Raw genomic sequence first — 2,311 nt, forward strand, 5'->3', positions numbered from 1 at the left:
CCGCCCCGGACGACCTCCCGCTCCCCTTCGCCGTCGAGGACGTCGACGCGACGGGACTTCCCGACCGGATCAGAGCCGCCGCGACCGAACCGATCGACATCGAGCACCGCCTCCCGCTCCGGGCGACCCTGCTGCGGCTGGCCGACGACGCCCACGTCCTGGTCCTCGTGATCCACCACATCGCCGCCGACGGCTCGTCCCTCGCCCCCCTCACCCGGGATCTCGGCGCCGCCTACCGCGCCAGGACCCGCGACGGGGGACCCGGCTGGACCGCGCTTCCCGTCGACTACGCCGACTACACCCTGTGGCAGCGCCGCCTGCTCGGCGACGAGAACGACCCGGACAGCCTTGTCGCGCGTCAACTCGCCCACTGGAAAGACGCGTTGCACGGGCTGCCGGAGGTGATCGAGCTGCCCTGGGACCGGCCGCGCCCCGCCGTGCCCCGGCACACCGGCGCCACCCACGACTTCACCCTCGACGGCGACACCGCCCGGCGGATCGCGGACCTCGCCCGGGCCGCCGGATGCAGCGTCTTCATGGTGCTCCAGGCCGCCCTGTCGACGGCCCTCTCCCGCCACGGCGCGGGCGACGACATCCCGCTGGGCACCGTGGTCGCCGGACGCACCGACGAGGCCACCTCGGACCTGGTCGGCTTCTTCGTGAACACCCTCGTGCTCCGAACGGACCTCTCGGGCGACCCGACCTTCCTCGAACTCCTCGACCGGGTGAAGGAGTTCGACCTCTCCGCCTACGCCCACCAGGACGTCCCCTTCGAGCGCCTGGTCGAACTCCTCAACCCCGCGCGGTCGCAGAACCACCATCCGCTCTTCCAGACCGCGCTCATCCTCCAGAACCACACCGCGAGCGCCCCCGTCGACCTGCCCGGCCTCACCGTCACCGGCGTACCGGTGGACCTCGGAGTCAGCAAGTTCGACCTGTCGTTCACCTTCACCGAGACGTACGACACCGGCGGCGCCCCCAGCGGCATGCGGGCCACCGTCGACTACGCGACGGAACTCTTCGACCCGGCCACCGTCCGCGACCTCGCCGAACGGCTCGTCCTGCTCCTCACCGCCGTCACCACCGACCCCGACCGCCCGCTGCGCACGTACGACGTGCTCACCGGCGCCGAACGCGCCCGCCTCGCCGCCTGGGGGACCGGGCCCGCCGAGGACCGGCCCGCGTCGACGGTCCCCGCGCTCTTCGCCCACCGGGCCCGGCGCACTCCGGACGCCCCGGCGGTCCGCGACGCCGGCACCACGCTCACTTACGGTCAACTGGACAGCCGCGCCGACGCGTTGGCCCGCCACCTCACCGCACGGGGCATCGGCCCCGAGGACCGGGTGGCCGTCGCCCTGCCCCGTACCCACGACCTCGTGGTGGCCCTCCTCGGCGTCCTCAAGGCCGGAGCGGCGTACGTACCGCTCGACCCCGAATACCCCGCCCCCCGCCTCACCTACATGCTCGAAGACGCCCGGCCCCGGCTGCTCCTCACCACCGCCGCCGTCCGCCGCGGCCTCCCGGACTCCTCCGTGCCCTGCCTCTACGTGGAAGACCTCGGGGACGGCACCCCGGAGGCCGTCCACCCCGACGCCGGTACGGGCCCCGCCCCCTCGCCTCTCCCGGCGCATCCCGCGTACGTCATCTACACGTCAGGCTCCACCGGCCGCCCCAAGGGCGTCGTCGTCACCCACCGGGGCGTCGGCGCCATGGCCAGGACCCAGAGCGAACGCCTCCGGGTCGGGCCCGGCAGCCGGGTGCTGCACATGGCGTCGGTCAGCTTCGACGCCGCGTTCTGGGAGCTGTGCATGGGGCTGCTCTCCGGGGCCTGCCTGGAGATCGACGAACGCGACGCCCTGCTGCCCGGTCCCACTCTCGCCGGCCTGGTCCACGCACGCGGCGTCACCCACCTCACCCTGCCGCCCGCCGCCCTCGCCGTGATGCCGCCCGGCTCGCTGCCCGCCGGGACCACGCTGGTCCTCGCCGGCGAGGCGTGCACGCCGGCCCTGGTGCACGCCTGGGCGGGCGACCGGTTCCTGACCAACGCGTACGGGCCCACGGAGACCACCGTCTGCGCCACGATGAGCGCCTTCCAGCAGGCGGCCGGGCCGGGCGCGCCCGACCGTACCGTGCCCATCGGCGTACCCGTCGACGGCACCCGGGTCCACGTCCTGGACGACCGGCTGGCGCCCGTGCCGCCCGGCGTCGTCGGCGAACTCTACTTGTCCGGCGCGGGGTTGGCGCGTGGCTACCACGGCAGGGCAGGCCTGACCGCGTCCCGCTTCGTGGCCGACCCGTTCGACCCGGCGGG

At 74.4% G+C, this 2,311-nt stretch carries 1 protein-coding gene; it reads left to right on the forward strand.

Translation table 11 applies throughout. The features are described from left to right. Positions 1–2,311: amino acid adenylation domain-containing protein (locus GT042_RS05690; RefSeq protein WP_161307598.1), on the forward strand; the 2,311-nt coding region annotated here is incomplete at both ends.

Source organism: Streptomyces sp. SID3212, from assembly GCF_009865405.1.
In the GTDB taxonomy this organism is placed as follows: Bacteria; Actinomycetota; Actinomycetes; order Streptomycetales; family Streptomycetaceae; genus Streptomyces.